Origin of the sequence: Flavivirga rizhaonensis, from assembly GCF_004791695.1 — a bacterium.
Lineage (GTDB): Bacteria > Bacteroidota > Bacteroidia > Flavobacteriales > Flavobacteriaceae > Flavivirga > Flavivirga rizhaonensis.
In genome coordinates this window covers 72,835-99,719 of sequence record NZ_SRSO01000021.1, presented here as the reverse complement: position 1 = coordinate 99,719, position 26,885 = coordinate 72,835, and the positions used below count along the sequence as shown (strand labels likewise).

Here is a 26,885-nt window from a genome sequence, read left to right as displayed (position 1 = left end):
GGGACTAAAGCTTAAGGTGGTTATAGCGATGGGGCTCACCTCTTACCATTCCGAACAGAGAAGTTAAGCCCGTTAGCGCCGATGGTACTGCATCCGTGGGAGAGTAGGTCGTCGCCTTTTTTGAAGAGTCTAATTACAGTTGTAGTTAGACTCTTTTTTTTGCTTAAGATCTATGTGGTCACGCTCAGGGCGTGATCAATTCGTTCTGGCCGATCGCACTTTGTGCTCTTGGGGACCCATTGAATAGGTCGTTGCCTTTTTTGGAAGCCCTTCATGGCAATATGGAGGTTTTTTGTTTTTATAGACGTTTCTATAACCTATCTGCTTCTGTTTTATACGGTCATTGTGAGGCGCTTTTTAGTGAGGTGGCAATCTCTTTTTACTTAATATAGAGATTCTTTTTAAAAATTGAACCGAATTAAGGTCATGATATCTATTGAACAAGGGGAAATTAAGGGAGACATAAATAAAAATTCCCAATACATTAATATTTAGGATTTTTTTACTTTATGTGTAAGGAAGTGATACTTCAAAGACTAATCAAAAATTATTCTTTGTTACAGTTTATTTAACTATTTTAGTATCCATGGACATAATTATTAAATCAACCCTTAATACATTACAAAAATCTCAGTATTTATTAGATAAATTGGACGATGCTATACTAAGCAATGCATCTGTACCGCCTTATAATTCAAGTATCGGTTCCCATTTAAGGCATATTTTAGATTTTTATGATTGTATTATAAACATAAAAAGGGATTGTGTTGATTTAACAGCTAGAAAAAGAGATAATAAGATTGAAACTTGTTGCGATTCGGCTAAAGATTATTTACTAAGTTTAATGGATAAGCTTAGTCGTTTAGATGGAAATCTTGATAAAACAATTCGGGTAACTGATGATTTAGGTCTTGGAAAAACAGAAATATTATATACTTTATCGGCTTTACTTGCTCAAGCTAATAGCCATACCATACACCATTATGCCATAATAAATTATATATTAGATAGGCTGGGTATTATAATTAATGATAATGATTTTGGTTATAATCCAACAACACCAAAAGAGGCTGCACATTAATATTATTTTTTAAACATACTATCTAAGATGGTATTTAGCCCTTTAAAAGCTAAATATATGGCTAATGCACAAATAATAATGGCTACAATTAGTATAGGAATGTATAAAGGCTTCTCTTGATTACTAAAAGCTATATGAAGGAGTAGTGGACCTAAAAACATCGCTCCCAAAGAAGTTCCCATTATTTTTAATCCTTTTACAAGAATCTCTTTATTGGTTTTTTTAGTTTCCATTATCATAGTTTTTAATAGCTAAGCGTACACTACCATATTTTGTCAATAATTGTTGAGCTTCTTGTTCAGAGACTTTTAACTCATTCATAATCATTTTTGCTCCTCTATCAACTAGCTTGTTATTACTTAATTGCATATCAACCATTTTATTTCCTTTTATATGACCAAGTTGGATCATGGTAGAAGTTGTTATCATATTTAGAACTAATTTTTGTGCTGTGCCTGCTTTCATTCTAGAACTACCAGTAACAAATTCTGGACCTACTATGACTTCTATAGGAAATTGTGCCGTTTGAGATAATGGGCTATTATAATTACATGTTATACATCCCGTAATGATATCATTTTTATTACATGTTTCGAGAGCGGCTATAACATAAGGTGTTGTACCAGAAGCGGCAATACCTACAACAACATCGTTTGAGTTTACGTTATATTTTTGAAGATCTTCCCAACCTTGAGTGGGTGAGTCCTCAGCAAATTCTACTGCTTTTCTAATGGCTGTATCACCCCCAGCAATAAGACCAATTACTAAATCGTGAGAAACTCCAAACGTAGGAGGACACTCAGACGCATCAAGAATACCTAAACGACCACTAGTACCTGCTCCTATATAAAATAAACGTCCGCCCAGTTTAAGTTTTTCTACTATCCGTTCTATTAGTTTTTCTATTTGAGGCAATACTTTTTCAACAGCTAGAGGTACTGTTTTATCTTCGTTATTTATACTGTTTAATAACTCATTAATACTCATCTTTTCCAGATGATCGTAATTGGAATCCTGCTCTGTTGTTTTTGTAAAACTCATGACCCAAAAATATGAATTAATCCTCAGTTTTTAATCATAAAGGATATCCTCAACTTCAATTTTTTTATCATTTATAAAATCATAAAGCGTGAGTTGTCTTAATACGTAATAATCTCTCCAAAATTTCTCAAGAGAGTTTAAGTATTGAAGTATGGCGTTATCTCTTTCTTGCAAAGCGATATTTAAATCTGTAATAGTTATTTTTCCAAGAATATACCTTTTTTGTGAAATATCATACCTCTTAGTTGCAACTTCTTTGGCTTTCTCAGAAGTAAATAAAAAGTTTCTTTGATTAGACCAGTTTAATACATGTAAGTATATTTCTTGTTCAAATTCTTGTTTGTCTTGATTAATATTGTTGTTAGTTAAATCCAAGTTTGCTTCAGCCATTTTACGTTTTGATTTGGAGACACCCCAGTCAAATATAGGTACACTTATAGAAACTGAGATATTTTGTTGTTTATTGTAGTTGCTAAAAAGATTATTAAAATCGTCACCATTTTGTGAAACTCCAAAATTGGCCCTTAATCCTAGTTGTAATCTATTATTCCCTTTTTGAAAAGCCACTTCTTTTTCTGCTTCTAAACGTTTTCTTCTAAATTCTATAACAGCCTTTCTATTTGTTTGGGCTTCCTTTAAAGCTTTGTCTATATCAACATTAAAGAGTGGTAATTTTTTAGGAATATCTAATTCTAAATCTTCAGTATCTAACTCTAAATATCGTGCTAAGTTTTGAGAAGATCTTTTTAAATCAATAGTATTAGTAGTTACGCTATTTTTAGAATTTAAAAGGGTTAATTCCATTTGTAATAATTCATTTTCTGCAATTTTCCCCATTTTAAATCTACCTTTTGCTATTTGGTATAAGGTATCTTGATTTGATAGGTTTAGTTTCGCAATTTTTAATTGCATTTGGGCTTTAAGTAATCCGAAATAGCGTCTGGAGGTATTAACAGATATTTGCTCCATATTTTCTACAAAGTCTCTTTTTGACTCTTCGTAAATTAATGGTTCAATTTTTTTGTCCCATTTAAAAGGGTTGTATAAAATTGAATTTTGAAAGTAATTAACAGAAAATGGAATAACTGAATATCCGATATTATCGTCAAGACCAAAAAGCTCTACCCGTTCTAGATTTGTATTTATAGATAAAGTACCTCCAGTATAAGGGACACTTTGAGAAACCGATAATCCTCCTTCAATAAGTAATTGATTTTGGTTTACAAACACATCTTGTCCAGAATCATTGGTTATTCTACGTACAGAATTTCTATACTCTGGTAAAGTCGCATTAAGTTTGAGCTCTGGAAGAAAACTTGCTTTATAGTTTCTAAAGCGCCAATAATTTGATTGATTTCTGTTTAAATTAATTTTATAATCGGGTGATTTTTTTTGAGCAATTTCTATTGCTTCATTAAGAGTAATTTTTTTTGATTGCGAAAAATTGAATAGGGGGAAGGCAATAATGATTAGGGTGAATATTTTTTTCATAATTTACTTATTCAGATCTTAAAGCTTCAATAGGTTTTTTATTTGCAGCTGCTTTGGCTGGAAATATTCCAAAAATGAGCCCCACAATTACAGCTATAAAGAAAGAGATCATAACTGAGGTTATTGACAGAACTGTTTCAATACCAGAAACGATTTCAATTATATAAGCCCCGACGACTCCAAGGATAATTCCAATAATGCCACCACCAACACTAATAAGGACTGATTCTGATAAAAATTGTAAAATAACATCTTCTTCAGTTGCACCAATAGCGCGTATTATTCCTATTTCTTTCGTTCTTTCTAACACGGAAGCTAACATAATATTCATGATACCAATACCTCCTATTAGTAAAGATATACCAGCAATAATAATTAAGACTATATTGAAAATTTGTTTTGTTTTTTGCTGCTGTTTTAAAAGTTGAATAGGAATAGTTATTTCGAAATCTAATACACCATTATGCCTACGTTTAAGCATTTTGCTTAAAACTTCTGCAGTTGCTTTTAATTCGTTTGAATTTGAAACTTGAACCGTTAATTTATCTATTTGGTGATAATTACCTCTAGGAATTCTTTCTTTTGGACCATTTCGATTTCTATTCCGTGCCCTACTTTTGCCACTTATTATTTTTCGGTCTTTATAGCGAACTAAAAATGTTTTAATAGGAATATAAACATCTTCATTTAAGTCTCTAATACCTAGGTTTTCTTGTGCTTTATCGGATATAAATTTTTCTTCAATAACACCAATCACTCGTAACCAAACATCTTTTACTTTAATTTGTTTGCCTAAGGCACTCTCACCAGTAAATAGTTTTTTTTCAACTTTTTTGCCCACAATACATACAGGTAAGGCATTCTTAATTTGGTAGTCTGAAAAATTTTTACCGTTTTCTAAATTTATATTTGAGGATTCAAAAAATACAGGAGAGATACCAATGAGTTTAACGGTATTTTGCTTACCATTATTTATAACATAAGTATTTAAAATTATTTCCGGACTAACTAAATTTACACTAGAAATATTTTTTTGAACGCTTACAACGTCCAGCATATCAAGACCTTTGGAAAAACGTTTTGATTCTGTTTTATTGGCATTTTCGTCACTTTCGTTAGCGTTTTCATTTTCTTCATCTAGTATAGGTGTAACAACAATGTTATTCACACCAACTAATTCTAACTGTGCTAATATTTCTTTTTCAGCACCATTTCCTATGGCGAGCATCGTAATTACTGAAGCTACACCGAAAATAATTCCTAGAGCAGTTAAAAATGTTCTAACCTTGTTGGTTTTGATAAACCAAAATGCTTCATTAAAATTAGATTTTAGTTTTTCTAAAAGTATTTTGTCTATCATGTTTATTTTAATAGCGTTATACTTTTCTCTTCTACCCCCTCAGGTTTATTTAAATAAACAATTTCATTTTCTTCTAAGCCTTTATTAATAATAACGACTTCATCGTTCGATTCTCCTAGTTCTACTTGTCTTTTATCAATTGATAATCCTGACTTTACATAGGTATAGCTAATAGAATCTTTGGCAAAAACAGCTTCTAAAGGAATCAATAAAACATCATCTTGTTTACTTATTAATATTTTATTTGATGTGGTCATACCTGGCCTGATATTTTTATTCGTTTCGTTTAATTTTATTAATACCTGAAAAAGTTTAATATCTGAACCTGCTTTAGTCTCACCTACATTAGCCACATCTGTGACAACACCATTGAGTTCTATATCAGGAAAAGCATCAAAGCCTATTTTTACTGTCAAGTCTTTTTTTATTTTTCTAATATCAACTTCGTTACTATAGGTTTTAGACTCCATTTTTGTTAAATCTGGCAAACTAGCAATGGCTGGTTGCCAGGGTGTTACAGTAGATCCTACTTTCTTTTTAGAGCCATTCCGTTCTTTTACATAAGTTACCATGCCATCGTCATCAGAATAAATGGTGAATTCTTTTTGTAGTTCTAATAAATTTTCAATCTTTTTTTTAATTTTTGAAACTTCAGTACCTACCTCAATCATTTTAGCATTAGCCTGTCTTTTTTTTATTGAATAATTGGCCTTTTTTTCTTTTAAGTCGCGTTCAGTTTTTTGTATTTTAATTTCTAATGATCTAATGGTAGCTGGTGATTCATATGCGGAACGTTCCAATTCCAGTTTGTCTTCTTCAATATTGAATAACAAATCTTTTATGGTATTACGCTCCTGTTTTAAAGTAAGCGTTGTATCCAGCTGTTGTTGTGTATATCTAGATTGCGCTTTTTCTAAGTTTAATTGGGCTTCATTAAGCTTTCCGTTAACTTCAGATTTATCAAGTTTACCAATATAATCTCCTTTTTTTACAATAGTACCTTCAGTTACTAAATCCTCAATTTTTATTTCATAAATATTAAACCTTCTTGCATTACTTGGACCATTAATTTTTTTTGAACTTGTAGACTGTGCTTCTCCAGAAATTAATATTTCATTTAAAAATGTACCTTTTAAAACTTTAGTTGTAAGTGATACATCTTTATCGCTATTTGAGTTAAAATATGAATAAGCAATAATTGATAAAACGATTATACTAATTATGTATACAGACTTCTTTTTATTCATCGAGGCTTCCTATTTTGATTGATGATGATCTAAAAATATATAAGTAAGATTTTATTTTTGTTAATATCATCATAAATTATGCCATACTACACATGTTTTATATATAAAGTATATGGGAAAAGTAGGTAAATAAGAAATTTACTCTATTATATAAGTGAAAATAGAAGTTTCTGAAACTCTAAAATAACCTAAAGGGTAGTTGTTTGGGTTTGTTTGGTTGATACAATTTCCTCTTATAGTTGCTGGTTGGGTTTCAAACGGATCACCAGACTCATCATCAGTTTGTTGTAATAAAATATTCAGAAATTCGAAATTACGCTCAGAGACCCCAGAGTTTATAATTATCAATTCGTCACCAGCTTCTAGGTCTTCGTCTGAAAAGAAAGCAAAAATTTGGTTGCCATCGGTAAACTCATCATCATAAACTTCTAGGTTTATTGAGTTTTTTTTAACAATTAAAAATTCAAATAAATAAAAGTTTTTAATATTTGAAGGGTCATTGTAGTATGCTTTTAGTTCAGTTTCATCACCAGTAAAACCACCATCGTTTTTTTGTTCTACAAATTCTATAGGCACGACGGGTGTTAAAGTTTCAGTGGCAGTGTAGGTTTCATTATTGTAAAGAATTGTAAGATCGTAATCAGTATTAAGCACTGGTAGGAAATTATTATTTATATAAAGACCTGAGTTTTCTATTTCATTAAAACTAAAAGTATTATTGTTTGAATCTGTAACAGTTACACTAGCACCAGTTGCAGGAGGAATTACTTTATCAAAAAATGGAGCAGTCAAACTTAGCTGAATTGATTGAGTTCTTCCGTCTGTTCCTTTTACCCAATTTAAAGATGCATCAATGACTAATCTAGGTTCCGCATTATTTAAATTTACATCTATAACATCTTCACAGGATACTAATGATAGTAGACAAAAAATGAATAGGTATTTAATTTTTTTCATAATCTTAAAGTTTAAAATTATAAGATACTGATGGTACGATCCCAAAAATAGCCAATTGTGTTGCCTCATTTACCCCAGTTTCTGTATTTGGACCGAAGGATATAGAAGCCGCATTTCTACGATTGTATATGTTGTATATCCCAAATACCCAATAGCTTTGTAAGCGTTTAGCTCTCTTGGATTTTGGTGTGTAGTTAAACGAAACATCTAATCTATTGTAAGATGATAATCTATCTGAATTTCTGCTATTATAATTAGGAATTGTGATACCATTAAATATATATTGTCCATTAGGAAACGTTACGGGTTGCCCAGTTTGGAACAAAAAGTTAACATTGATTTTCCATTTGCTATTCCAATTATAGCTTCCGGTAATTGAAATATCATGGGTTTTATCAAAAGGTGTGTTATACCAATTCCCGTTATTAATTCCTAATTCGGATGCTGTTCTACCAGGGGTTTGCTGTTCAGATTTTGAGAGCGTATATGCTAGCCAACCTTTGAATCTCCCTTCATTTTTACGGAGTAACACTTCTAATCCATATGCTCTTGATCTTCCGTTTAATATGACTTGTTCAATGGCATTATTCGCAATTAAATCTGCGCCATCTATATAATCTATTCTATTCTTTACAGATTTGTAGAAACTTTCCAGTTCTAGAGAATAGTTATTATTGTTAAAATTTTTAAAAAAACCAATAGCATATTGATTGAGTAACTGTGGTTTTACATATTTTCCACTGGGTGTCCAAATGTCCAAGGGTGTAGGGGAGTTGGTATTTGATAATAAGTGCAAATATTGACTCATTCTATTATAACTCAATTTTATAGAGCTTTCAGAATTTAATTGATATGCCAACGAAGCCCTTGGTTCTAAATTAAAAAAACGAGTAATAACGTCACTTCGTTTAAAGGTTTCTGTTCTTATAGGAGTCGCTTTTTCATAAATTTGAAAATCTTCATTAAATACGACGGCATAATCATTTTCATAAATATTAAGTTCATCTTGTCCTAAGCGATGAAAAGCGCTTAATCGTAAGCCATATGATAGCGCTAATTTATCTGATAGTTTATGTTCTGCATCCAAATAAATAGCATTTTCGAAAGCATATTTATCAATTAATTTAAAAGGATTAATACCTGAAGATTCTACAGTTGGTTTTATATCTCCTGGATTAAACTTATAATAGATACTATTTAAGCCATATTGTAGCTTGATTTTGTCACTGATATAATGTTTGAAATCATATTTTAAATTAAAATTCTGAATACCTGAAATCCAATCAAACTCTACAAAGTTTAATTTTAAATCATAGTAATAGTCGGAATAAATTAATGATAGGTTTGAGAAGAGTTTATCTGAAAATAAATGATTCCATCTAAAATTTAAAACAGAGTTTCCATAAACATTTTCAAATGTATCTTCAATTCTAAAAACGTCCCGACCAAAATATCCTGATAAGTAGATGTTATTTCTATTATTTAATTTGTAGCTTAATTTGGTGTTTAAGTCATAGAAATAGGCAATATTATCAATATCAAAAAGAGGTAAAAATAAATGAGCATAACTTGATCTTCCACCAAAAAGAAAAGATCCCTTTTCTTTTTTTATTGGTCCTTCAACAAGTAACCTGCTCGAAACAATTCCGATGCCACCATTCATATGGAATTCTTTACTGTTTCCTTCTTTTTGGTAAATATCTAATACTGATGAAACTCTACCGCCATAACGAGCTGGAATACCTCCTTTGTATAACCTAAGATCTTTGATTGCGTCTGGATTAAAAACAGAAAAGAAGCCAAATAAATGTGATGAATTATAAATTGTAGCTTCATCTAAAAGTATTAGGTTTTGATCTGCTGATCCTCCTCTAACATTAAAACCTGATGAGCCTTCACCTGCATTAGTAACACCAGGAAGTAGCGTAATAGCCTTAATAATGTCAGCTTCTCCAAGAACTACGGGGATTTCTTTTATTGTACCAGATGTTAGTTTGTTAACGCTCATCTGAGGTGCTTTTATATTAAGTTTTTCAACATCCTCGGTAATAACTATTTCATCTAAGTTTTCTAAAGATTCGGTTAAACTGAAATTTTTAATAATATTTTCTGAAAGTATAATAGTTTCAGACTTTGTAGTAAAGCCTAAATAACTAATTATAACCTTATACTTGCCTTGAGGTAATGTAATGGAATAAAACCCGTATTCATTCGTAGTCGTTCCTGCCTGAATCTCTGGGAAAATGATATTAACACCAATAAGGGTTTCGTTACTTTTTTCTTCTAAAATAGTACCACTCAATGTAAATTTTTGTTGAGCTTCTATAAATAGAGTATTAAAAAACAACGTGAAAATTAACCATAATAATTGGTGCTTCATGCCATAGCTTTTTTTTATAAAAATATAAAAAAAAGCCCCTAAAAAGGAGCTTTTAAATATTCTTTATGATAATACCATTATTGTAAAATGGAATTTAATGTTTTACTTGGTCTCATAACTTGATTAATAAGCATCTCATTAGGTTCATAATATCCGCCAATATCTGTTGGATTCCCTTGAATATCATTGAGTTCTTTTACAATAGCAGTTTCATTGTCAGCTAATTGTTTAGCTATAGGTGTAAATTCTGCTTTTAAAACGTCATCTTTAGTTTGATTTGCTAATTCTTGTGCCCAATACATTGCTAAATAAAAGTGACTTCCTCTATTATCTAACTCGCCTGCTTTTCTTGAAGGCCCCTTTTTGTTTTCTAATAATTTTTCGGTAGCATCATCTAAGGTTTCTCCTAAAATTTTTGCTTTTGAGTTATTATTGACTTCGCTAAAATGCTCTAAAGACACAGCCAAAGCTAAAAATTCACCTAAAGAATCCCAACGTAAATGGTTTTCTTCCAACAATTGCTGTACGTGTTTTGGAGCAGAACCACCAGCTCCGGTTTCAAATAAACCGCCGCCGTTCATTAAAGGAACTATGGATAACATTTTTGCGCTTGTACCGACTTCTAATATTGGAAATAAATCTGTTAAATAATCGCGTAATACATTACCAGATACAGAAATAGTATCTCTTCCTTCTATAATTCTTTCACAAGTAAAGATCGTCGCATCAACAGGTGATAAGATTCTTAAATCTAATCCGTTAGTATCGTGATCTTTTAAATAATGATTTACTTTTTTAATTAATTGAGCATCGTGGGCTCTGTTTTCGTTCAACCAGAAAACAGCAGGTGTTTTTGAAGCTCTTGCTCGAGTTACTGCTAATTTTACCCAGTCTTGAATTGGAGCATCTTTTGTTTGGCACATTCTCCAAATATCACCTTTTTCTACAGTATGCTCTAATAATACATTTCCTGAAGCATCAACAACGCGAACAGTTCCTTCTGACTTTATTTCAAAAGTTTTGTCGTGAGATCCGTATTCTTCAGCTTTTTGTGCCATTAGTCCAACATTAGGAACAGTTCCCATAGTGGTTGGATCAAAAGCACCGTGTTTTTTACAAAAATCGATTGTTGCAGCATAAATTCCAGCATAACTGCTATCTGGAATAACGGCTTTGGTATCTTGAAGTTTACCATCGGCATTCCACATTTGACCAGATGTACGAATCATTGCTGGCATAGAAGCATCAATAATAACATCACTTGGTACATGTAGGTTTGTTATACCTTTATCACTATTTACCATGGCTATAGCTGGACCGTTTTTATAAACAGCAGCAATATCAGATTCTATCTCTTGACGTTTGGCATCTGGAAGTTCTTCAATTCTGCCTAAAAGATTACTAACTCCAGAGTTTACATTAACACCTAATTCTTCTATGATATCACCATGTTTTTCAAACACATCTTTATAGTATGATTTTACAGCATGACCAAATATAATAGGATCGCTTACTTTCATCATAGTACCTTTCATATGTAAAGAAAAAAGCAGATCATTCTTTCTTGCATCAGTGACTTGCTTATCTAAAAATGATACAAGTGCTTTTTTGTTCATAACTGTAGCGTCAATTATTTCTCCTTCTAATAAAGGAAAACTATCTTTTAAAACAGTAGTTGTACCATTTTTATCTGTATGTTCTATTTTTACACTGGTGGCTGCAGATAAGGTTACCGATTTTTCATTATGAGCAAAATCTCCAGATTGCATAGTTGCTACATGTGTTTTAGAATCGCTGGTCCATTTACCCATAGAGTGAGGGTTCTTTTTAGCATAATTTTTTACAGCTTTAGGAGCACGTCTATCGGAATTACCCTCTCGTAATACAGGGTTTACAGCACTACCTTTAATTTTATCATAACGAGATTTTATATCTTTTTCAGAATCGTTTTTTGGATTATCGGGATAATTAGGAATACCAAAACCTTGAGATTGCAATTCTTTTATAGCTCCTTTCAATTGTGGGATAGATGCACTAATATTAGGCAATTTTATAATATTGGCTTCTGGTTTTTTAGCTAATTCACCAAGAAATGCTAAGTCGTCTGAAACGCGTTGATTCTCATTTAAAAAATCAGGAAAAATGGCTAAAATTCTAGCAGCTAAGGAAATATCTTTGGTTTCAATATTAATCCCTGAAGATTTAACAAAAGCTTTAATAATGGGTAAAAATGAGTGTGTAGCTAAAGCTGGTGCTTCATCTGTTTTGGTATAAATAATTTTTGACATGAGTGTCCTTATTTTTGAATTATTATAAAGCTAAAAACTTGTGCATTTGTAGATTCGTTTTTAGCCTTGCGAATATACAAAAATGCATCATTAAAAATGTTCAAACATTGTGTGAAAAACAATAAAAATGGAATAGTTTTGATGTATATAGTAAAAAAGCTTAAAGCGAGTAGGGATTTAATAAAAAACTAGTGTCGTATTTGTAAAATAACAAAAGCCATATCAAGGAAGAATAATCTTCTCTGACATGGCTTTCTTTGAAATAACATAACGCGACCTAATTAGTATTGCTACTAAATCAATTTAAACTTGCATTTAAACCTTTTCAATTCAAGTGCTATTATTTCAACGAAACAAAATTAGTAATTTTCAATATGCATTGATCTAATCACTAACAATGTTTCTATTAATTGTTTTCCTTGATGCCATAAGCTCGCTTTTCGCGTTAACGTCAAGCTTGTTTAAAAGCATTGTTTTATTACTACATAACTTTCGCTTCTGTAGCTTTTTAAACTTTCAATTACACTAGTTGCTAACTACTTTTGCATTTAGGACTTCTTGTAACGTCATGGTTTTTAGCTCTCACACGCATACACGTGGCGCAACAAAACCTCAAAAAACAATTAATTATAATAAAGAACGTTACTTTATTTAAAAAATAATACAAATTTATGTTACCATAAAACCAACACAAGGTTGTTACCATTTCTATGTTGCTAATATAAAACTAGAAACCAAATAAACAAACTTTTCAAAGCATTAGATATCAACTATTTATAAACCAGACTTATTAACTTTTGTTAATAAAAAAAGCCTTGATTTATATCAAGGCTTTTAATAATTGCTTGTTGCAATAATATGTTGTTAATGTCTACTTTCTTTAATTCTGGCTTTTTTACCAGTAAGACCTCTAAAGTAGTAGATTCTTGCTCTACGTACTTGGCCACGTTTGTTAACTTCTATTTTTTGTAATGCAGGTAAGTTAATTGGGAAAATACGTTCAACTCCAATAGAACCAGACATTTTTCTAATAGTGAAAGTCTCTGACGATCCAGAACCTCTTCTTTGTATTACTACACCTCTAAAAAACTGAGTTCTTGTTTTGCTACCCTCTTTAATTTCGTAATAAACAGTAATTGTATCTCCAGCTGAAAATTCTGGTAAATCTTTTCTTGTTACAAATTCGTCTTGTACAAATTTTACTAAAGATTCCATATCTTTAAATTTAATTATAATTAATTCAGAACAACATTCACGATTCTCGCCAGAGGTTAACCCGAAATTGGGTGCAAATATAAACAAAAAGTAATAAGTTAAAAGTAATAAGTTATAAGTTTTTTGAATATACTCATTTTTGAACTTATACCCACTACAAAACTTTTACTATTAAGAGTAGAGAAGATATAATATAATCTTTAAATTTAAAATTATAAGTTATAAGATCTACTCAAATGAATTAAAAACCGTAAAACATATATAACTATTAGGATTAGTTTATATTGACTAATTCTATTAGGTTTATTTTTAATAGGTTTGGGCTTTCTTTTTTCTAAAGAATATTGATTACCTACTTTGCAATTTAGTTTTTTTTGAGTTGTTGAAAGAATCATTAAAAGCCATATTATTAAGTGATTAATAACTTGGCTCTCTAAGGTGCGCTGTAAGTTAAATTGAAAAATATTTCTGTAGTAGAAACTACTAATATGCCAATATAAATAAATTAGGCTATATTTTAGTTGAAATTAGAGGATTAATCCTCCAATAAATCTGGTCGTTTTTCTTTTGTACGCTGATAAGCCTGTTCTTCGCGCCACTTTTCAATTTCAGGAAGGTTTCCACTAAATAATAATTCTGGGACTTTCCAACCTTTGTATTCACGAGGTTTCGTATAGATGGGAGGTGCTAATAAATTATCTTGAAACGAATCGGTTAGGGCAGAAGTCTCATTTCCTAGGACTCCTGGAATTAATCGTATTACAGCATCACAAAGTACGGCGGCTCCTAATTCACCGCCTGATAATACGTAATCACCAATAGAAATTTCTCTGGTTATAATATGGTCGCGTACACGTTGGTCTACTCCTTTATAATGGCCACACAAAATTATAATATTTTCTTTTAGGGATATTTGATTAGCTATGCCTTGTTTTAAGGTTTCGCCATCGGGTGTCATATAAATAATCTCATCATAATTTCTTTCAGCTTTTAAGGCTGAAATGCATTTATCAATAGGCTCTACCATCATAACCATACCTGCGCCACCTCCAAATTGTGTATCGTCAATAGATTTATAATTATCAGTAGTATAATCCCGTAAATTGTGGAAGTGCACTTCTACTAAACCAGCTTCTATAGCACGTTTTAAAATGGAGGCTTCAAAAGGGCTTCTAAGTAATTCTGGTAAAACAGTAATAATATCTATGCGCATTGGGTCATTTTAAGAATTGCAAAGATAATTTAATTGTTTGTTATTTTAGATGGTATTTTTTCGAGGTATTTTGGCAAATCAAAATATGCAAGCGTTCTTTTGCTAATCAAGTTCTTTTGTGAGTTTTTCGTTTAACCAAAAAAAGTTAAATCAGTATCCTCTACGAAACCCAAACGTTGATATAAATGTTGTGCTGGGTTGGTATTTTCTGTTTGTATTAGTAGGCCTTTATATTCTTTTTTTTCGCATAGTTTTTTAGCTTTATTAATTAGGGTAGTGCCTATATTTTGGCTTCTATAATTAGAATCTATGTATAAATCATTTAATAAATACATCGGTTTCATCGATACTGAAGAGAATAAAAAATATAATTGCGTAAAACCAACAGGCGTATCATTAATATAAGCCATATAAATAACTGAGTCTTGTTTGGTTAGACGTTCTTTTAAAAATTCTTTAACAGAATTTAGATCAGACGCTTGTCTGTCAAAAATACGATACCCATCAAAAAGAGGGACTAAATCATTCAGGTGTTCTATAGTTGCTCGTATTATAATCATAGTCAAAAAAAAATCTGTAATGTGAAATTACAGATTTTTAAATTTATCTTGGAAAGAATTATTTATAATCCCTTTTGTTTATTTATTTCGTCCTGTAATTGACGTCTTACTTTTTGTTCCCGTTCCAATGCCGTTTTGCGGTGCTCCTCAAACTCTTCTTCAATCTCGGCAAGTGCATGTTTAGCTCCTTTAGTAATAGCATTACTGTTTTTAAATTTATAAATGAAGAAAAGAAGTAATGCTAATAAGCCAGCAATAATGCTCCACATAAGTACATTATAACCTGTTTTACTCATTTGCATACCAAACAAGGCCATATTATCTTTTTCTGTGTTGGTTTTATCTAAATCGCTCTGTGTATTATTAAGATTTGATTTTAAATCTGAAATTTCTTTGTCTTGTTTTTTTACAATAAGTCGCGTATCAGCGAGGTCTTTATGAACCGCTTTTAATGAATCAAGCGTGTGAGCTTTAAGAGTGTATAACCAATTTTTCTTTACAACCTTGTAGTCTTGGTATTTATTAGACCGTTTTATCACAAAGTCAAACTGATTGTCTATTGTGCCGCTACTTAAAGAAAGATTGTCTGCGTCTTTTTTTATTTGCGAAAATGAAGGTAAAGAGAGGGTAAAAAATAGAACTATAAGAGAGGCTTGCTTAATGGAATTCATTTATGATTGGTTTAAATAATTTACGAATTTATAAAATATTGTTCATATACCGCTATTAATAAGTGAAAAGCCTCATAAAATGAGGCTAATTTATATACGATTAAAATATTAATTTAGATGTCACTCATATTAATAATATGTGTAACGTCTTACCTTAGCAATATATTTTGCAAGTCTAATGACTTGGTGGCTATATCCATATTCGTTATCGTACCAGATATACATAATAACATTTTTGCCATCTTTGCGTACTATGGTTGCTTTACTATCATAAATAGAAGGTGCTGAACTTCCAACAATATCGCTAGATACTAATTCATCACTTAGTTCAAATTTAATCTGTTCAACTAAATCGCCTTCTAAGGCGTATTTCTTTAGAATGGTATTAACACTATTTAAAGTTGTTTTGGTTTTCAATTCTAAATTTAGAATAGCTAAAGATCCGTTAGGAACAGGAACTCGAATGGCATTTGATGTAAGTTTTCCTTCTAAACTGGGAAGCGCTTTAGCAACAGCACTGCCTGCTCCAGTTTCTGTAATAACCATATTTAAACCAGCAGCACGACCACGGCGGTATTTACTGTGGAAATTATCTACTAAATTCTGATCATTCGTATAAGCATGGATTGTTTCTAAATGACCAGATTTTACACCAAATGAATCTTCAATAGCTTTTAAAACTGGTGTGATGGCATTTGTGGTACATGATGCAGCCGAGAAAATGTGAACTTTATCTGGGTTGTTCTCTGTATGGTTTACGCCATAAACAATATTAGGTACTTCTTTTCCTGGAGCTGTTAATAATACTTTATTAACGCCCTTAGATTTTAAATGTCTGCTTAACGCTTTTTTATCTCTAAAAGCACCCGTGTTATCAATGACTAAAGCATTATTTATTTTATGCTTGGTATAGTCGATATCTTCTGGAGCATTCGCAGAAATAATATTAACAGTGGTTCCATTAATAATTAAAGCACTGTTTTTTAGATCTATAGAAACGGTTCCTGAGAAGTCGCCATGAACGGAATCGTTACGTAGTAAAGACGCTCGTTTTTCAAGTATTTTCTCATTAATTTCTCCACGAGTTACTATAGCTCTTAACCGTAGTTGGCTTCCTTTACCAGTGCGTGTCATAAGCTCACGAGCTACTAAGCGACCAATTCTACCAAAACCATATAAAATAACATCTTTAGGAAGTATGTCACCATTTTTGCTAGCATCTTTTAATTTTCTAGCAACAAAAGCAGTCGCATTGTTATGCTTGTTTTCTTCTAGATGGAATTCGTAGGTAAGTTTTCCTATGTCCAACTTAGCAGGAGGAGTATCTAGCGTTTTAATAGCTTGAGCAATTTCTACTGAATCAAAAATGGAGATGGGCTTTTGCACAAATTTACCAGCATATTCATGTAGATTTAAAATTTGACTTACATTTCTATCAATAAGTTGATTTCTGAAAATTACTAGTTCAATGGACTTGTCGTACCAAAGGTCACTTATAATTTTAATAAATTCTACGGTAGCTCTTCGACGATCTGCTTGAAAGGCCAATTCATTTTCATAAGCTTTGTTAAAAGACATTGTAAAATAGTTTTGTTTAGTTAAATTTTTGGCAAAAATATCATATTTCAAACGTTTTCGTAGCGTGTTTTGATAAAAAAATAATCCCATCGAAAAATTAATTTTTCAATGGGATTGAAAATTGATTTTTAAGAAGTGCTTTTTATCTGAAAATAACTTCCTTTTTCTCCTTTCTTATATCGATATATTCCAATCGTTTAATATTTTCTTTAATATCCTCTCCATATTTTTCTTTTAACTTCGAAATATCTTCTATGGTTTCAATTTTCACATTATTGATACCAGTTATAATGTAACCTTCTGAAATACCTAAATTTGAATATAACCATTTGTTTTTAGTATTTTTTACCATAACTCCATAATCGATACCATGTTCTTCTTTAAATGAATCGGATAAATCCTGTAGTTCCATGTCTATGAAGTTTATAGAAAAAGCATCTGTTTTTGAGAGTTTTACTTCTACAGTTTTAATTTTGTCATTTCTGTATATTTCAACATTTATGACATCATTTGGACGTTTTGTTTTTATATAACCACTTAAGTCTTCAAATTTAGATACTTCTATGTTGTCCAATTTTTTAATAATATCTCCTTTTTTAATACCAGCCTTTTCAGCTCCGGAGTTTTTAATAACTTCAGATACATAGACACCTTCTGTATAATTAAGACCTTCCTCTTGGGCTACTGTACTGTTAAAAGTACCAGCTTTAATACCTAAAACACCATTTTGTACGTTGCCATATTCCATAATGTCTTCAACAACTTTACGTGCAATATTGCTAGGTACAGCAAAAGAGTAACCGATATAGGAACCTGTTTGAGAAGAAATGGCAGTGTTTATTCCAATGAGTTCACCATTAGTATTAACTAATGCACCACCAGAATTCCCAGGATTAACGGCTGCATCTGTTTGAATAAAAGATTGTGAGTTTACTCCTGCTGATAAATCTCTTGCTTTTGCACTTATTATACCAGCCGTAACTGTAGATGTTAAATTAAACGGATTTCCAACGGCCAATACCCATTCTCCAATTTTTGCTTCATCAGAATTCCCGAAAGTTACTACAGGAAGCTCTTCATCTGCTTCAATTTTTAATAAAGCAATGTCGGTTTTAGGATCGGATCCAATAATTTTTGCTTCATAAGTTTTATTGTTATTTAAAGTCACCGATAATTCTTGGGAGTTGTTTATAACATGGTTATTGGTGATAATATAGCCATCTGGTGTGATTATAACCCCAGAACCTGTACCTAATTGTGGACGTTGAGAACTTCTTCCAAAAAATAAATCCTCAAAAGTCATTTGTCTAGGGCTAAGAGATACATTTTTTACGTGTACCACAGCATTAACAGTATTTTCGGCAGCGGTTGTAAAATCTGAATTTTCGTAGGCTTTTAATGGCCTATTAATATTATTAGTTGGTAAAAAAGTAGGAATAGAATCTGTTGCTGTTACTACTATATTTTTTTCTTCTTTTTCTAAAAAGAGTTTATAAGCACCAAGGGTTAAAACACCTCCTAATGCCGAAACCAGTACTAATGATAAAATCTTTTTCATAAATTTCATGTTTAATTACAATTTATTAACGACTAAAATTAAATATTTATTGAATGACCAATCTTATTTTAACGATTTTTAACGCCAATTTTAACGCCTGTTTAACAATCGAAAATACGGTTTAATATTTATATCTTTGCGCTTTATTATGCAACAGACTTTTTATAAATATCAAGGAACAGGAAACGATTTTGTGATGATTGATAATCGTCAACAAACTTTCGACAAAAATAATACCAAACTTGTGTCAGCATTATGTGACAGACGTTTTGGCATAGGTGCAGATGGACTTATTCTATTGGAGCATCATGATAATTTAGACTTTAAGATGGTCTATTATAATGCAGATGGGAATGAAAGCTCTATGTGTGGTAATGGCGGACGTTGTTTGGTGGCATTTGCTAAACAACTTGGAGTTATAGATGACAAAGCCGTTTTTGAAGCTATTGACGGATTGCATCATGCTATTATTGATGGTGATATTGTGAAACTGCAAATGGTAGATGTTGATACGATTGAAAAACACGAAAATCATGTCTTTTTAGATACAGGGTCGCCACATCATGTGCAATTTGAGAATAGGATAGATGTTTTCGATATAAAAAAGGAAGGGTCTAGAATTAGATATGGCGAACCATATAATGAAGCAGGTAGTAATGTGAATTTTGTTAAGAAAGTTAGCGATCAAATATTTACAGTTAGGACTTATGAGCGAGGTGTAGAAAATGAAACATTGTCATGTGGTACAGGTGCTACCGCTGTGGCTTTAGCCATGCATGCTATAAATGAAACAACAGATAACCTTATTACGCTTCAGGTGCCAGGAGGTGAATTGCAAGTATCTTTTGAAGTCGAAAATGGACTGTACAAAAATGTATGGTTAATCGGTGCTGCTAAACTTGTTTTTAAAGGCGTTATATGATTACTTTAAAGGGCGAAAATATATACTTACGTGCTTTGGAGCCCGAAGATTTAGAGTTTATCCATACTATCGAAAATGATGAGGCTATTTGGGAGATTAGTAATACAATTACACCGTATTCAAGATATTTAATTAAGCAGTATTTAGAACAGGCTTATAAAGATATTTTCGAAGTTAAACAATTACGACTGGTCATTTCGAGTTATAAAGATGAATCATTAGGCATGATTGATTTGTTTGATTTTGATTTTAAAAATGGTAGAGCAGGTGTTGGTATTTTAGTTAAAGAGGCGGGTAATAGAGGAAAAGGCTATGGCAAAGAGGCTCTTAAACTATTGATAGATTATAGTTTTTCGCATTTAGGATTGCACCAGTTGTATTGTAATATTTCTGAAGAAAATAAAGCAAGCATAACGCTTTTTACTAATCAGGGATTTAAAAAAATTGGACTTAAAAAAGATTGGATTCATAATAATGGAACCTATAAAAATGAATATTTATTTCAGCTTATAAATAATTAAAATGTACATAAAAAAGATACTTATTACTATTGTAATTATCGGATTGGTAGTTGCTGCATTTTTTGCAAATTTTGTATATAAAACCGTGCTAAAGCCAAATACGAAATTTAATAATGAAACAGCTTACATTTTTATTCCTTCTAAAGCGACTTACGAAGATGTTAGAAACCAGCTAATCCCATTATTAGATGATATAGGTACTTTTGACGATTTAGCAGAGCAAAAGAAATATACAACTAATATTAAAGCTGGGAAGTTTGCTATTAAAAAAGACATGAGTAATAATGATATTATTAACTCTATTCGTAGTAAGAATATGCCCATTAAAGTGTCTTTTAACAATCAAGAGAGTCTCGAAAAATTAGCGGGACGTATTGCAGTACAAATTGAAGCAGATAGTACTGCACTGCTAGAGGTTATGAAAGATCAAAAGTTTTTAGAAGATAACAATTTTAATGAAGCAACTGCTTTAGGAATGTATTTACCTAATAGCTATGAGCTTTTCTGGAATACATCTGCAGAATCGTTTAGAAACCGTATGCTTAAGGAGTATAATCGTTTTTGGAATGATTCGCGAAAAAATAAAGCAAAAGCCATAAACATGTCGCAAGATGAAGTTATAGCGTTAGCTTCTATTGTGTATGAAGAGTCTAAACAGGCTTCAGAACAGCCCAGAATAGCAGGTGTTTATATTAATAGACTAAAGAGTGGCATACCTTTACAGGCTGATCCAACACTTAAATTTGCGGCTTATAAATTGCCGAAATATAAGAATACCGTTATTAAACGTGTTTTAAATGTACATATGGAGATTGATTCTCCTTATAATACATATATGTATGCTGGACTACCTCCTGGTTTGATTGCTATGCCTGATATTTCGGCAATTGATGCGGTTTTAAATCATGAAAAACATAAATACATTTATTTTGCTGCGGATGCGAAACGTTTAGGTTTCCATAAGTTTGCTAGAACTTTGGCACAACATAATGTCAATGCCAGAGAATATCACCGTTACTTAACATCTCAAGGTATTAATAAATAGTGAAGCATTTTATTATAAAGCATATTCTGTTATTCACATTATTCTCTTCGCTGTCTTACTCACAATCTAGACTAGACGAATTTTTAACACCTAGTGATACTCTTAATATCCCTAGAAGAAATATTGTTGTTATTTCTGAGGCTTCAGTGGCAAGTTTAAGTTTATTAGGTTTAAATCAACTTTGGTATGCCGATTTTGATCGTTCGAAATTTCATACTGTTAATGATAATAACGAATGGCTTCAAATGGATAAAATAGGGCATGCATTTACATCTTACCAGATGGGGAAGCATGGAGCACAGCTATTACATTGGAGTGGCGTGAGGAAAAAAGATCAATTAATATATGGTGCTACTTTGGGGTTTGGATTTCTAACCGCCGTCGAAGTATTGGATGGGTATTCAAAAGAATGGGGTTTTTCTTGGGGAGATATAGGAGCGAATGCAGCGGGTACAGGTCTGTATATTGGACAAGAATTATTATGGAATGAGCAGAGAATTGCCTTAAAATACTCTTTTCATCAAACCAGATATGCCAATTTAAACCCGGATAAGCTTGGAGAAAACTTTTTAGAACAAATATTAAAAGACTATAACGGACAGACCTATTGGTTAAGTGCTAATCTACATGCTTTCTTTAAAGAAAGTAAAATTCCTAAATGGTTAAACCTTGCATTGGGCTATGGAGCAGATGGAATGCTTTATGGATCAAAAGATGTTGACAATCAAGTGTTAACAACTAATCGTAGGTGGCGTCAATACTATTTGAGTTTTGATGTAAATTTGAATGCGATTAGGACAAATTCAAAATTTTTGAGAGCTGTTTTAGACGTTTTTAATATGGTAAAAATACCATTCCCTACATTGGAAATCAATAAAAATAAGTGTGTATTTCATCTATTCTACAACTAAAAAATGCACATAATCGATTAATTTTGAAATAATTAAAAAAAAGCCTAATTTTGCACGCTGAAATTTCAAGGGGTATTTTACATTAAAATACACTGAAAAAATTTAAAATTATGGTAAAGAATATTGCAAGTTTTATTACCCTCGCGCTTACAATATGTTTTATATTAAGTGTGTCGTTTTCATCTGATGAAACGGTTGATTTAAGTAAGTATTCTACAAAAGGATTAGACTTAAATTATACAGTGCGTGATAATACAAATGAAGACTTTAATTTGTTAGCATCTAATGAATCGTTCTCTCCTTACTTAGGTAAGTCGTTTGTTGGGTTTAAAGAAGCATTAGCTTTTAAAGAATCTGGAGGTGACTACTTTTCTGTGAATACATTTGGTTATTTAGGAAAGTATCAATTCGGAAAGGAAACTTTAAGAATGATTGGAATTAAGAATTCTGTTAAATTTTTAAAGAACCCGAAGCTCCAGGAGCGTGCTTTTATTGCAAATGCAGAGCGTAACAAATGGATTTTGAGACGTGACATTAAGAACTTTGTTGGTAAACGAATTAATGGCATTATAGTAACAGAGTCGGGTATTTTAGCTGCGGCACATTTAGCAGGCCCTGGTAATGTGAAAAAATATTTAAGAAGTTATGGTTTAGATAATTTCGCTGATGGTTATGGTACTACTGTACGTGAATACATGAAGCGTTTTTCTGGATACGATACTTCTTTTGTAAAACCAAACAAGAAAGCAAAGGCTATTTAGTTGTAAAATAACTCCGAGATGTTTTTTGCATCGAGGTTTCAACTGAAAATTGTCATTCTTGTGCCTGTGCTGAACTTGTTTCGGTAAAAGTGTGAATCTAGCTTTTATGAATAATAAATATTGTAGGCCTCTTATGTAGGTCTACAATATTTTTTTTCCATTCATTAGCTGTTTGTGTTTTTATAAATTCTGTGTTTAAAGTGATATCGCATGCAACACATATGTCCGTGTTTTTTTCTAACATATGGCATAGGTCTTCTAGCATTTTATTGTTCCTGTATGGTGTCTCTATGAATAACTGTGATTGATTGTGGTCAAAAGATAACCGTTCTAATCGTTTAATTTCACTTCTTCGTTCACCTTTATCAATTGGTAAATAGCCATTAAAAGCAAAGCTTTGCCCGTTCATACCAGAACTCATTATAGCCATTAAAATAGATGATGGGCCAACCAAAGGCACTATTTTAATATTTTTTTGATGTGCTAATTTCACAATATCAGCACCGGGGTCTGCAACACCTGGACATCCAGCTTCAGATAGAAGTCCAACATTGGTGCCGTTTAAGCAAGGAGATAAAAAACTTGGTAACTCGCTTGGATCAGTAAATTTGTTTAAATGAAACATATTTAATGAAGGTTGCGATTTATCAGGCGTTATTTTTTTAATAAAACGTCTGGCTGTTTTTTCATTCTCGACTATGTAGGTGTCGATTTGTTCTATTATTTGTTTTACTGATGCAGGTAAAACTTCTAAAGGATCATTATCTCCTAAAGTTGTTGGGATTAAATATAACTTACCTTTTACTGCATTCATAAAAGTTTTTATTTAAGTTAGATTTTTTGCTATCACTTCACAGGCTTCATCTAACATTTTGTAAACATTTTCAAACCCATCATCACCTCCATAATAAGGATCAGGAACATCATAATTTTGATTTGGATATACTTCGTTTAAGATAAATTTTACTTTTGTTTTGTTTTCATCGTTTCTAGCTAGAGAAATAACATTTCTATAATTAGATTCATCCATTACGTAAATTAAATCGAACGAATCAAAATCTGAAGTTTTAAATTGTCGACCTCTTAAATGAGAAATATCCAATCCGTATTTTCTAGCAACAGCAATAGAACGTTTATCTGGAGAGCTTCCTGTGTGATAATTAGCGGTGCCGGCAGAATCTACTTGAAATAAATCGCTTGAAAGTTTAGATCTCAAAATACCTTCGGCTAGGGGAGAACGACAAATGTTTCCCAGACATACCATCAGAATTTTAGTCATTTTATGTAGATTTTAAACAGAAAGCTTTTTAGTGATATCCTCAACATATTTTCTAAATTGTTTATCTGTTGAAGATAAATTGTCCACCGTTTTACAAGCGTGCAAAACAGTAGCGTGATCGCGTTTTCCTATTTGAGAACCAATACTTGCCAATGATGCTTTAGTGAATTTTTTTGCAAAAAACATAGCTAATTGGCGTGCTTGAACAATGTGACGTTTTCTTGTTTTAGATTGTAGGGTGTCAATATCCATTTGGAAATAATCCGATACTACTTTTTGTATGTAATCTATTGAAACTTCACGTTTGGTATTCTTAACAAATTTTTCAACGATAATTCTGGCCAGGTCTATGGTAATTTCTTTTTTATTGAATGAAGATTGTGCTATTAATGAGATTATAGCTCCTTCTAATTCTCTAACATTCGTTTTAATGTTCTTAGCTACATAGTCAATAATATCTTCTGGCATTTCTACACCATCACGATATAATTTATTCTTAAGAATAGACACTCTAGTTTCAAAATCTGGTGTTTGTAATTCGGCAGAAAGTCCCCATTTAAATCTAGATAATAAGCGTTGCTCTATATCTTGCATATCAACAGGTGCTTTATCACTAGTTAAGATAACCTGTTTGCCATTTTGGTGTAAGTGATTAAATATATGGAAGAAGACGTCCTGTGTTCCTGTTTTTCCAGAAAAGAATTGAACGTCATCAATAATTAAGACATCAATGATCTGATAAAAATGAATAAAATCATTTCTGTTATTTTTCTTAACTGCATCTATATATTGTTGTGTAAACTTCTCTGCAGAAATATACAAAACAGTTTTTTCTGGATATTTATCTTTTATATCAACTCCAATAGCGTGAGCTAAATGTGTTTTACCAAGGCCAACACCTCCAAAAATTAAAAGTGGATTGAAAGAGGTGCCACCAGGTTTGGCAGAAACAGCTAAACCAGCACTACGTGCTAAACGATTAGAGTCGCCTTCTAAAAAGTTTTCGAAACTATAATTTGGATTTAGTTGAGATTCAATCTTAACATTTCTAATACCAGGTATAACAAAAGGGTTTCTTAATTCTGGACTTTTATTGTTTAAAGGAATATCAACGTCTTGTGATTTTACCGAACTTCTATTCGAACTAGGGATTTTTTCTGTAAAAGGTTGTTTATTGCCATACGTGTTTTCCATTTTTATAATGTAAACAAGTTTAGCGGTCTCTCCTAATTCTTTTGTAAGTGACACTTTTAGGATTTTTACATAATGTTCCTCAAGCCATTCGTAAAAAAATTTACTAGGAACTTGAATGCTTAATGCGTTGTCTGTAAGTTTAACTGCTATAATAGGTTCAAACCAAGTTTTGTATGCTTGCGGCTGAATGTTATCCTTTATAAAATCTAGACAATTATCCCATACCGATTGCGCAGTTACACCCATTAGTTTACTAGTAGTTATTTGTTAGTTAGTTAATAATAGAGAGATTGAATTTTCCCCTCTGACCCAATTTACTTGTGGCAAAGATGTGAACAAAATTCTTAAAAAAAAAATGATTTACTATTGAATTTTTAGAATTTTTTCCTCATGTTTAAGCTCATGCCGAAACTACGAAAAAAAAATTAATAATCCCTATGAAAATCGACGAAATACAAATAAGAGTGAGATATGGTGAAACTGACCAAATGGGAGTTGTTTATCATGGTAATTACGCGTTATACCTTGAAATGGGTAGAGTTGAGTGGTTACGGAAATTAGGGGTTTCTTATAAAATGATGGAAGAAAGTGGGATCATGTTACCAGTTGTTTCTTTGAACATAAACTATAAGAAATCAGCGGGTTATGATGATGTAATTAATGTAAAAACTCAACTAAAGAAAAATCCTACGATTAAGATCGAATTTGAGTACGAAATCACTAATAAAAAGGGTGAAATTTTAACAACTGCTAGCACGATTTTGGTATTTATCGATATGAAAACTAACAAACCTACTAAAGCACCACAATATCTTTTAGATCTTTTAGCTGGCTAAATTTTTTTAATATCTATTTCGAATAAGTGATTAAAAGTTTCAAAAATAGATTGTGCGTCCTTTTTTCTGACCGAAATAGTAATTTTACAATCCATTTCTAATACTTGATTGTTGATATTTAAGTTTTTTTCTTTAATAATGCGCATCACTTTATTCATGTTTTTATAATCGAATGAAATAAGGTAATTTATATTTATAGTCTTTTCTGATATATTGGAATGCTCTAATGTTATCTGAGCTGTTGTTTTGTAGGCATTAATTAAACCACCGACGCCTAATTTAACACCACCAAAATATCTTACCACAACCACCAAAATATTAGTGACATTAAAAGATTGAATTTGCCCATAAATTGGCATACCAGCAGAATTGCTAGGTTCTCCATCATCATTGGCGCGATAAGAGAAAGTCTCTGTTCCTAATTGATAAGCATAGCACCAATGTCTTGCGGCATGATGTGTGTTTTTTAATGTTTCAATGTGGATTTTTACATCACTTTCTGTTAAAACTGGAAAAGCATAACCGTAAAACTTACTGTTTTTGTCTTTATAAAGGTTTTCTTCCGAAGCTTTGAGAATTGTTCTATAAGTGTCTTTTATCGAATTCATTTTTACAATAATAAGGTATAATTTTTATGTTCATGTGAAACTTTATACATAAAATTCAAAATCATTGAATAGTGTTTGTGTTTGTATGAGTTTTATTTTAACAAAAAGGAAGAGAGGTTTGTTGTTTTAGATTGAAAATGAACAAAATATGTATTAAAAAAGGAATAT

At 31.5% G+C, this 26,885-nt stretch carries 25 protein-coding genes and 1 rRNA gene; 8 read left to right on the top strand and 18 right to left on the bottom strand.

Annotated features, from left to right (window positions below; all coding sequences use genetic code 11):
* The first annotated feature begins 12 nt into the window (after window positions 1-12).
* Both rrf and EM932_RS14685 read left to right on the top strand, forming a co-directional pair.
* Window positions 13-120 (top strand): 5S ribosomal RNA (gene rrf / locus EM932_RS14690).
* A 466-nt stretch (window positions 121-586) separates the two neighbouring features.
* Window positions 587-1,081 carry a DinB family protein gene (locus EM932_RS14685; protein WP_135877950.1) on the top strand — a complete coding sequence of 165 codons (495 nt, stop codon included), beginning with the start codon at window positions 587-589 and terminating at the stop codon, window positions 1,079-1,081.
* 2 nt (window positions 1,082-1,083) lie between these two features.
* On the opposite strand, the gene EM932_RS14680 is transcribed toward EM932_RS14685, so the two are convergent.
* The 14 genes from EM932_RS14680 to EM932_RS14615 all read right to left on the bottom strand — a co-directional run bounded on the left by EM932_RS14680 (window position 1,084) and on the right by EM932_RS14615 (window position 18,640).
* Window positions 1,084-1,314, bottom strand: a complete 231-nt coding sequence (locus EM932_RS14680) for a DUF6095 family protein (protein ID WP_135877949.1) — start codon at window positions 1,312-1,314, stop codon at window positions 1,084-1,086.
* Window positions 1,304-2,122 (bottom strand): N-acetylmuramic acid 6-phosphate etherase, encoded by an 819-nt coding sequence (gene murQ / locus EM932_RS14675; RefSeq protein ID WP_135877948.1) that lies wholly within the window; start codon window positions 2,120-2,122, stop codon window positions 1,304-1,306. Before murQ ends, EM932_RS14680 begins: the two co-directional genes overlap by 11 nt.
* A gap of 30 nt (window positions 2,123-2,152) precedes the next feature.
* Window positions 2,153-3,613 carry a TolC family protein gene (locus tag EM932_RS14670; protein WP_135877947.1) on the bottom strand — a complete coding sequence of 487 codons (1,461 nt, stop codon included), beginning with the start codon at window positions 3,611-3,613 and terminating at the stop codon, window positions 2,153-2,155.
* 7 nt (window positions 3,614-3,620) lie between these two features.
* Complete coding sequence (locus EM932_RS14665; RefSeq protein ID WP_135877946.1) at window positions 3,621-4,973, bottom strand: ABC transporter permease; 1,353 nt, start codon at window positions 4,971-4,973, stop codon at window positions 3,621-3,623.
* A 2-nt stretch (window positions 4,974-4,975) separates the two neighbouring features.
* Complete coding sequence (locus EM932_RS14660; RefSeq protein ID WP_135877945.1) at window positions 4,976-6,220, bottom strand: efflux RND transporter periplasmic adaptor subunit; 1,245 nt, start codon at window positions 6,218-6,220, stop codon at window positions 4,976-4,978.
* A gap of 138 nt (window positions 6,221-6,358) precedes the next feature.
* Complete coding sequence (locus tag EM932_RS14655) at window positions 6,359-7,177, bottom strand: DUF4249 domain-containing protein (protein ID WP_170179807.1); 819 nt, start codon at window positions 7,175-7,177, stop codon at window positions 6,359-6,361.
* A gap of 4 nt (window positions 7,178-7,181) precedes the next feature.
* A complete protein-coding gene (locus tag EM932_RS14650) occupies window positions 7,182-9,557 on the bottom strand; it encodes a TonB-dependent receptor (RefSeq protein ID WP_135877943.1) in 2,376 nt (791 codons plus the stop codon).
* Window positions 9,558-9,634: 77 nt separating this feature from the next.
* A complete protein-coding gene (locus tag EM932_RS14645; protein WP_135877942.1) occupies window positions 9,635-11,845 on the bottom strand; it encodes an NADP-dependent isocitrate dehydrogenase in 2,211 nt (736 codons plus the stop codon).
* Window positions 11,846-12,709: 864 nt separating this feature from the next.
* Window positions 12,710-13,060, bottom strand: coding sequence for a 50S ribosomal protein L19 (gene rplS, locus EM932_RS14640; RefSeq protein ID WP_135877941.1), 351 nt, complete (start codon window positions 13,058-13,060; stop codon window positions 12,710-12,712).
* A gap of 535 nt (window positions 13,061-13,595) precedes the next feature.
* Window positions 13,596-14,273: a tRNA (guanosine(37)-N1)-methyltransferase TrmD gene (trmD, locus tag EM932_RS14635; RefSeq protein WP_135877940.1), complete on the bottom strand. Its 678-nt coding sequence runs from the start codon at window positions 14,271-14,273 to the stop codon at window positions 13,596-13,598.
* 131 nt (window positions 14,274-14,404) lie between these two features.
* Window positions 14,405-14,833, bottom strand: a complete 429-nt coding sequence (locus tag EM932_RS14630; protein WP_135877939.1) for a GNAT family N-acetyltransferase — start codon at window positions 14,831-14,833, stop codon at window positions 14,405-14,407.
* Between the two features lie 62 nt (window positions 14,834-14,895).
* The gene (locus tag EM932_RS14625; RefSeq protein ID WP_135877938.1) at window positions 14,896-15,504 is read right to left on the bottom strand and encodes a tRNA (guanine-N1)-methyltransferase; all 609 of its coding nucleotides are present in this window, start codon (window positions 15,502-15,504) and stop codon (window positions 14,896-14,898) included.
* 129 nt (window positions 15,505-15,633) lie between these two features.
* Entirely contained in the window at window positions 15,634-17,082 is a 1,449-nt protein-coding gene (locus EM932_RS14620) for a glyceraldehyde-3-phosphate dehydrogenase (protein ID WP_135877937.1), read from the bottom strand.
* Window positions 17,083-17,224: 142 nt separating this feature from the next.
* Window positions 17,225-18,640, bottom strand: coding sequence for a trypsin-like peptidase domain-containing protein (locus EM932_RS14615; protein WP_135877936.1), 1,416 nt, complete (start codon window positions 18,638-18,640; stop codon window positions 17,225-17,227).
* A gap of 148 nt (window positions 18,641-18,788) precedes the next feature.
* Here EM932_RS14615 and dapF point away from each other — a divergent pair, with 148 nt between their 5' ends.
* From dapF to EM932_RS14590, 5 genes are all read left to right on the top strand, one after another.
* The gene (gene dapF, locus EM932_RS14610; RefSeq protein ID WP_135877935.1) at window positions 18,789-19,562 is read left to right on the top strand and encodes a diaminopimelate epimerase; all 774 of its coding nucleotides are present in this window, start codon (window positions 18,789-18,791) and stop codon (window positions 19,560-19,562) included.
* On the top strand, window positions 19,559-20,083 hold the full coding sequence (locus tag EM932_RS14605) for a GNAT family N-acetyltransferase (RefSeq protein WP_135877934.1): 525 nt from the start codon (window positions 19,559-19,561) through the stop codon (window positions 20,081-20,083). The genes dapF and EM932_RS14605 overlap by 4 nt, the downstream gene beginning before the upstream one ends.
* 1 nt (window position 20,084) lies before the next feature.
* Window positions 20,085-21,128, top strand: coding sequence for an endolytic transglycosylase MltG (gene mltG, locus EM932_RS14600; RefSeq protein ID WP_135877933.1), 1,044 nt, complete (start codon window positions 20,085-20,087; stop codon window positions 21,126-21,128).
* Entirely contained in the window at window positions 21,128-22,039 is a 912-nt protein-coding gene (locus EM932_RS14595) for a DUF2279 domain-containing protein (RefSeq protein WP_135877932.1), read from the top strand. The genes mltG and EM932_RS14595 overlap by 1 nt, the downstream gene beginning before the upstream one ends.
* Window positions 22,040-22,149: 110 nt before the next feature.
* Window positions 22,150-22,800, top strand: a complete 651-nt coding sequence (locus EM932_RS14590; protein WP_135877931.1) for a peptidoglycan-binding protein LysM — start codon at window positions 22,150-22,152, stop codon at window positions 22,798-22,800.
* 97 nt (window positions 22,801-22,897) lie between these two features.
* Here the strand turns inward: EM932_RS14590 and EM932_RS14585 are convergent, their stop codons facing one another.
* From EM932_RS14585 to dnaA, 3 genes are read right to left on the bottom strand one after another with little or no spacing between them, the layout of a single operon-like run.
* Window positions 22,898-23,614 carry an SAM-dependent methyltransferase gene (locus EM932_RS14585; RefSeq protein ID WP_135877930.1) on the bottom strand — a complete coding sequence of 239 codons (717 nt, stop codon included), beginning with the start codon at window positions 23,612-23,614 and terminating at the stop codon, window positions 22,898-22,900.
* Window positions 23,615-23,626: 12 nt separating this feature from the next.
* The gene (locus EM932_RS14580; protein ID WP_135877929.1) at window positions 23,627-24,079 is read right to left on the bottom strand and encodes a low molecular weight protein-tyrosine-phosphatase; all 453 of its coding nucleotides are present in this window, start codon (window positions 24,077-24,079) and stop codon (window positions 23,627-23,629) included.
* Between the two features lie 12 nt (window positions 24,080-24,091).
* On the bottom strand, window positions 24,092-25,519 hold the full coding sequence (gene dnaA, locus EM932_RS14575; protein WP_135877928.1) for a chromosomal replication initiator protein DnaA: 1,428 nt from the start codon (window positions 25,517-25,519) through the stop codon (window positions 24,092-24,094).
* Between the two features lie 191 nt (window positions 25,520-25,710).
* On the opposite strand from dnaA, the gene EM932_RS14570 reads away from it, so the two are divergent.
* Complete coding sequence (locus tag EM932_RS14570) at window positions 25,711-26,109, top strand: acyl-CoA thioesterase (RefSeq protein WP_135877927.1); 399 nt, start codon at window positions 25,711-25,713, stop codon at window positions 26,107-26,109.
* Here EM932_RS14570 and EM932_RS14565 read toward each other — a convergent pair.
* Window positions 26,106-26,717: an IMPACT family protein gene (locus EM932_RS14565; protein WP_135877926.1), complete on the bottom strand. Its 612-nt coding sequence runs from the start codon at window positions 26,715-26,717 to the stop codon at window positions 26,106-26,108. The genes EM932_RS14570 and EM932_RS14565 overlap by 4 nt on opposite strands.
* Window positions 26,718-26,885: the final 168 nt, after the last annotated feature.

What these genes read in the sequence shown, in the direction of transcription:
- EM932_RS14685 (WP_135877950.1), top strand. Translation starts at nt 587, where the DNA reads ATGGACATAATTATTAAATCAACCCTTAATACATTACAAAAATCTCAG.
- EM932_RS14620 (WP_135877937.1), bottom strand. Translation starts at nt 17,082, where the DNA reads ATGTCTTTTAACAAAGCTTATGAAAATGAATTGGCCTTTCAAGCAGAT.
- trmD (WP_135877940.1), bottom strand. Translation starts at nt 14,273, where the DNA reads ATGCGCATAGATATTATTACTGTTTTACCAGAATTACTTAGAAGCCCT.
- EM932_RS14580 (WP_135877929.1), bottom strand. Translation starts at nt 24,079, where the DNA reads ATGACTAAAATTCTGATGGTATGTCTGGGAAACATTTGTCGTTCTCCC.
- EM932_RS14585 (WP_135877930.1), bottom strand. Translation starts at nt 23,614, where the DNA reads ATGAATGCAGTAAAAGGTAAGTTATATTTAATCCCAACAACTTTAGGA.
- mltG (WP_135877933.1), top strand. Translation starts at nt 20,085, where the DNA reads ATGTACATAAAAAAGATACTTATTACTATTGTAATTATCGGATTGGTA.
- EM932_RS14565 (WP_135877926.1), bottom strand. Translation starts at nt 26,717, where the DNA reads ATGAATTCGATAAAAGACACTTATAGAACAATTCTCAAAGCTTCGGAA.
- EM932_RS14680 (WP_135877949.1), bottom strand. Translation starts at nt 1,314, where the DNA reads ATGGAAACTAAAAAAACCAATAAAGAGATTCTTGTAAAAGGATTAAAA.
- EM932_RS14630 (WP_135877939.1), bottom strand. Translation starts at nt 14,833, where the DNA reads ATGATTATAATACGAGCAACTATAGAACACCTGAATGATTTAGTCCCT.
- EM932_RS14655 (WP_170179807.1), bottom strand. Translation starts at nt 7,177, where the DNA reads ATGAAAAAAATTAAATACCTATTCATTTTTTGTCTACTATCATTAGTA.
- rplS (WP_135877941.1), bottom strand. Translation starts at nt 13,060, where the DNA reads ATGGAATCTTTAGTAAAATTTGTACAAGACGAATTTGTAACAAGAAAA.
- EM932_RS14665 (WP_135877946.1), bottom strand. Translation starts at nt 4,973, where the DNA reads ATGATAGACAAAATACTTTTAGAAAAACTAAAATCTAATTTTAATGAA.
- murQ (WP_135877948.1), bottom strand. Translation starts at nt 2,122, where the DNA reads ATGAGTTTTACAAAAACAACAGAGCAGGATTCCAATTACGATCATCTG.
- EM932_RS14625 (WP_135877938.1), bottom strand. Translation starts at nt 15,504, where the DNA reads ATGAATTCCATTAAGCAAGCCTCTCTTATAGTTCTATTTTTTACCCTC.
- EM932_RS14660 (WP_135877945.1), bottom strand. Translation starts at nt 6,220, where the DNA reads ATGAATAAAAAGAAGTCTGTATACATAATTAGTATAATCGTTTTATCA.
- EM932_RS14670 (WP_135877947.1), bottom strand. Translation starts at nt 3,613, where the DNA reads ATGAAAAAAATATTCACCCTAATCATTATTGCCTTCCCCCTATTCAAT.
- dnaA (WP_135877928.1), bottom strand. Translation starts at nt 25,519, where the DNA reads ATGGGTGTAACTGCGCAATCGGTATGGGATAATTGTCTAGATTTTATA.
- EM932_RS14605 (WP_135877934.1), top strand. Translation starts at nt 19,559, where the DNA reads ATGATTACTTTAAAGGGCGAAAATATATACTTACGTGCTTTGGAGCCC.
- EM932_RS14590 (WP_135877931.1), top strand. Translation starts at nt 22,150, where the DNA reads ATGGTAAAGAATATTGCAAGTTTTATTACCCTCGCGCTTACAATATGT.
- dapF (WP_135877935.1), top strand. Translation starts at nt 18,789, where the DNA reads ATGCAACAGACTTTTTATAAATATCAAGGAACAGGAAACGATTTTGTG.
- EM932_RS14645 (WP_135877942.1), bottom strand. Translation starts at nt 11,845, where the DNA reads ATGTCAAAAATTATTTATACCAAAACAGATGAAGCACCAGCTTTAGCT.
- EM932_RS14570 (WP_135877927.1), top strand. Translation starts at nt 25,711, where the DNA reads ATGAAAATCGACGAAATACAAATAAGAGTGAGATATGGTGAAACTGAC.
- EM932_RS14650 (WP_135877943.1), bottom strand. Translation starts at nt 9,557, where the DNA reads ATGAAGCACCAATTATTATGGTTAATTTTCACGTTGTTTTTTAATACT.
- EM932_RS14615 (WP_135877936.1), bottom strand. Translation starts at nt 18,640, where the DNA reads ATGAAAAAGATTTTATCATTAGTACTGGTTTCGGCATTAGGAGGTGTT.